This window comes from Modestobacter altitudinis (genome assembly GCF_005930475.1).
Taxonomy (GTDB): domain Bacteria; phylum Actinomycetota; class Actinomycetes; order Mycobacteriales; family Geodermatophilaceae; genus Modestobacter; species Modestobacter altitudinis.
In genome coordinates, this window is record NZ_SJEW01000133.1 from 1 (window position 1) to 3,725 (window position 3,725).

The following is a 3,725-nucleotide window of genomic DNA, read 5'->3' on the forward strand; positions in this document are numbered from 1 at the left end:
CGCATGTCTCGTGGGCTCGGAGATGTGTATAAGAGCCAGGTGGAGGACGCGGACTTCACGAATTCGCCCTGCTCCTTGAGCTTGGCGAGAACTGTCTTGCTGTCGATACCGAGCTCTTTCGCGAGCTCGTGTACGCGGGCCTTGCCTGGCACGGGTCTCCTCTTGGTGAGGCCGGCGGCTGGCCCGCTCGACCCCTAGGTCAGTGGTACATGGTCATCGTGACGACTTCACAGGTGGCTCATCCGAGGACGTCCTGCTCTCGACGTGCGGACCGGCCGGGTGCCGGTCCGTCGGTGGTGCTGCCGTCGGTCGCCCGCCGGGGACCGGAGCAGCAGGTCGGCTGACCTGCTGCCCGAGGTGGTCCTCCAGCGGACCGGTCTCCAGCGACGTGCTGCAGCGCAGCGCGCGCGGGAAGGCCCGGCGCCGGACCGCTGCGTGCAGGCACTCCGCGGTGGGGTGCAACGAAGCCCCCCGGCCGGGGAGCCGCCGCCGCGGATCGGGGGTCAGCCCCCCGTCGCGGACGACGACACGCAACAGCTCGGTGACCGGTGCACGTCGGCGGCACCCCACACAGGTGCGGACCGGGATCGACGTGTCGGCCATCGCTGAGTCTAGCGCGCCGCGGAGCCGGGGTGTTCCGCACGCCGGACCGGCGGTCGGTGACCCCCCTGCGGCCCGCGGACGCCGGTCCGTTCCAGCCCCGGGTTGGGGCGCAGCGGCGCGCGCCCCACGCCCGGGGAGACGGCCTGGTCGTCGGTGGGCTGGGCGTCGCTGCGGATGTCGATGCGGCAGCCGGTGAGCCGGGCGGCCAGCCGGGCGTTCTGCCCCTCCTTGCCGATCGCCAGCGAGAGCTGGTAGTCGGGGACGACGACCTGCACCGCCCGCGCCGCAGGGTCGACGACCCGGGCGCTGGTGACCCGGGCCGGGGAGAGCGCCGACGCGACGAAGGTGGCGTCGTCGTCGGACCAGTCGACGATGTCGATCTTCTCGCCGTGCAGCTCGCTCATCACGTTGCGGACCCGCTGGCCCATCGGCCCGATGCAGGACCCCTTGGCGTTCAGCCCCGGCACGGAGGTGCGCACGGCGATCTTCGAGCGGTGCCCCGCCTCCCGGGCGACCGAGACGATCTCCACGCTGCCGTCGGCGACCTCGGGGGCCTCCAGCGCGAACAGCTTGCGCACCAGGTTCGGGTGGGTGCGCGACAGCGTCACCTGCGGGCCGCGGAAGGTGCGGGTCACCGACACGACGTAGGCCTTGAGCCGGCTGCCGTGCCGGTAGTCCTCGCCGGGCACCTGCTCGGCGGCGGGGAGCGTCGCCTCCACCTTGCCGATGTCGACCAGCACCAGGCCCTGGTTGTTGCGGCGGTCGTGCGCCTGCACGATGCCGCTGACGATGTCGCCCTCCTTGCCGGCGTACTCGCCGAAGGTCTGCTCGTTCTCCGCGTCCCGCAGCCGCTGCACGATCACCTGCTTGGCGGTGCTGGCCGCGATCCGGCCGAAGTCGGTCGGGGTGTCGTCCCACTCGTGGACGACCTCGCCGTCGGGCCCCAGCTCCTGGGCCAGCACGGCGACCTCACCGCTCTTGCGGTCGATCTGCACCCGCACGTGCTGTGCGGCGCCGTCTGCGTGCCGGTAGGCGGTGACCAGTGCGGTCTCGATCGCCTGCAGCACCGTGTCGGCCGGGATGCCCTTCTCCCGCTCGACCGCCTTGAGGGCGGTCACGTCGATGTTCACTTGCTGCCTCCTCGTCGCGGCCGGGAGTCCCGTGGCGCGCGGTGCGGGGCCGGTCGCCCGGTCCTCCCGCTCGCGTCGGCCACCGGAGCCCCGGCCGGGTCGTGCTCGTCGTCGTCCATGTCCTCGGGGTCGACGTCGCTGTCGTCCTCGGCGTCGTCGGTCTCGTCGGTGTCGTCCTCCTCGGGGACGTGCACGAGCGCCGCGTCGCGGTGACCGGCCGGCCGGGTGAACTCCACCTGCACCCGCGCCTGACCCAGTTCCGCCCAGCCCACGGTGCGCTCGCCGGCCGCCTTGCGCACCTGCCCCTTCTTCGTGCCGCCCTTCTCCACGGCCAGCACCACGCCGTCGTCCTGCACCCGCAGCACGCGGGCGGTGAGCTCCTCCCGACGGCCGTCGGGACCGGCGGTGACGGTGACCAGCCGGCCCACGTTGCGCCGCCAGTGCCGGGGCGCGGTCAACGGCCGGTCGACCCCCGGGCTGGTCACCTCGAGGACGTAGGGCGACCGCCCCAGCGCCTCGTCCTGCGCGTCGAGCATCTCCGACAGCGAGCGGCTGAGCTCGGCGACGTCGTCCAGGCTGACACCGGAGTCCCGGTCGACGACGACCCGGACCACCGAACGCTGACCGGCCGGACGGACGACGAGCTCCTCGAGGTCGTAACCGGCCGCGGCGACCGCCGGCTCCACCCAGCCGGTGAGCCGGGTGGTCGTCGCGTCAGGAGCCTGACCGGGGGCGCCTGCACCTCGCGTGGTCATCGGCTGCCTCCTGAAGTCCTGTTGTGTCCGCCCACGGACAGCCGGCCGCTCCGCTGTCGCGGTGGGCCGGGTGGTCGGCCGGTCGTGCCCGTCGTCGTGCGGGGCCCCGGCGTGCTGCGGGTGGACCGTCAGGCTACCGCCCGCCCCCGCAGTCCCACCCGTCCGCGGAAGGCCCGGGCTCACCGGTGCGTGCTGCCGGCGTCCGACGGGCGGGCTGCGAGGATGGCCACGATGTCCGAACCGCCGTCCGATCCCCTCGTTCCGCCCCCGGGTGCCGCCGCGCTGCACCGGCCGTTCTCCCGGCGCAGCCTGCTGCTGGCGGCGCTCGCCGGCACCGCGCTGGCCGCGTCCGGCTGCACGACCGGCACCGCCGACGACGCCGACGCCGTGACCCCCGCCCAGGTCGATCAGCTCGCCGCGCAGGTCCAGGTGCAGGAGGCCGTCGTCGCCGCCTACGCGCGCGCCTTCGCGGCCGCACCTGACCTGGCCGCCGCCGTGCCGGCCCTCGCCGACCAGGCCCGCGCGCAGCTGGACAGGCTGCGCGCCGCCGCTCCCGGGGCGGCGGCGACCAACGCCGCCGCGTCGTCGTCGGCCGGGCCGGTCCTCGACCCGGCCGGTGCCCGGACGTACCTGCGGACCGAGGTGAGCACGGCCGCCGACGCCCACGCCGGCGCCTGCCCGGACTTCAGCGGCGGTCGGGCGGCCCTGCTGGGCAGCATCGCAGCGGGTCTCCGCGGCCAGGCCGCCCAGCTGGCGGCATGACCGGTCGAGCAGCACACGGACGGGACGGACATGGCTGACCAGACACCCTCACCCACCGCAGCGGAGGACGCCGCCCTGCAGGAGGCCCTGGCGGCGGCGCACACGGCCGTCTGGGGGTACGGCGTGGTCGGTGCGGCGACGCCGGTCGAGCGCCGCACTCCGGTCGTGGTCGCCGAGGAGGCGCACCGCGACCTGCGGGACACCGTGGCGGCGCTGCTGACCTCGCGGCGGGTCGAGCCGGCGCCGGCCGAGGCCGGCTACGCGCTGCCGGCGCCTGTGCTGTCCGCGGCGGCCGCCGCCGGGCTGGCGGTCACCCTCGAGGACGGGACGTCGCGGGCGTGGACCTGGGTGCTGGACCAGGCCACCGAGCGGAGCACCCGGGAGCTCGCGGTCACCGCGTTGTCGGCCGCGGAGCTGCGCGCGGTGGACTGGCGCACCGCGGCCGGCCAGCCCCCCACCACCGCCTTCCCCGGCC

At 75.1% G+C, this 3,725-nt stretch carries 6 protein-coding genes; 2 read left to right on the forward strand and 4 right to left on the reverse strand.

The window, feature by feature from the left end; genetic code table 11:
* The 4 genes from FHL79_RS26565 to rimP all read right to left on the reverse strand — a co-directional run.
* Positions 1–152, reverse strand: a 152-nt coding sequence (locus FHL79_RS26565; RefSeq protein WP_171058338.1) for a translation initiation factor IF-2 N-terminal domain-containing protein, incomplete at its 3' end; no start/stop codon positions are given.
* A 61-nt stretch (positions 153–213) separates the two neighbouring features.
* Positions 214–603, reverse strand: coding sequence for a YlxR family protein (locus tag FHL79_RS24655; RefSeq protein WP_246081219.1), 390 nt, complete (start codon positions 601–603; stop codon positions 214–216).
* 8 nt (positions 604–611) lie between these two features.
* On the reverse strand, positions 612–1,733 hold the full coding sequence (gene nusA / locus FHL79_RS24660; protein ID WP_138761190.1) for a transcription termination factor NusA: 1,122 nt from the start codon (positions 1,731–1,733) through the stop codon (positions 612–614).
* The gene (gene rimP / locus FHL79_RS24665) at positions 1,730–2,488 is read right to left on the reverse strand and encodes a ribosome maturation factor RimP (protein WP_138761191.1); all 759 of its coding nucleotides are present in this window, start codon (positions 2,486–2,488) and stop codon (positions 1,730–1,732) included. The genes nusA and rimP overlap by 4 nt, the downstream gene beginning before the upstream one ends.
* 231 nt (positions 2,489–2,719) lie before the next feature.
* On the opposite strand from rimP, the gene FHL79_RS24670 reads away from it, so the two are divergent.
* Both FHL79_RS24670 and FHL79_RS24675 read left to right on the forward strand, forming a co-directional pair.
* A complete protein-coding gene (locus tag FHL79_RS24670) occupies positions 2,720–3,250 on the forward strand; it encodes a hypothetical protein (RefSeq protein ID WP_246081222.1) in 531 nt (176 codons plus the stop codon).
* A gap of 30 nt (positions 3,251–3,280) precedes the next feature.
* Positions 3,281–3,725, forward strand: a 445-nt coding sequence (locus FHL79_RS24675) for a ferritin-like domain-containing protein (protein ID WP_138761192.1), incomplete at its 3' end; no start/stop codon positions are given.

Bases quoted from the DNA above. Each gene is read 5' to 3' on its own strand.
- FHL79_RS24655 (WP_246081219.1), bottom strand. From the start codon at position 603: ATGGCCGACACGTCGATCCCGGTCCGCACCTGTGTGGGGTGCCGCCGA.
- rimP (WP_138761191.1), bottom strand. From the start codon at position 2,488: ATGACCACGCGAGGTGCAGGCGCCCCCGGTCAGGCTCCTGACGCGACG.
- FHL79_RS24670 (WP_246081222.1), top strand. From the start codon at position 2,720: ATGTCCGAACCGCCGTCCGATCCCCTCGTTCCGCCCCCGGGTGCCGCC.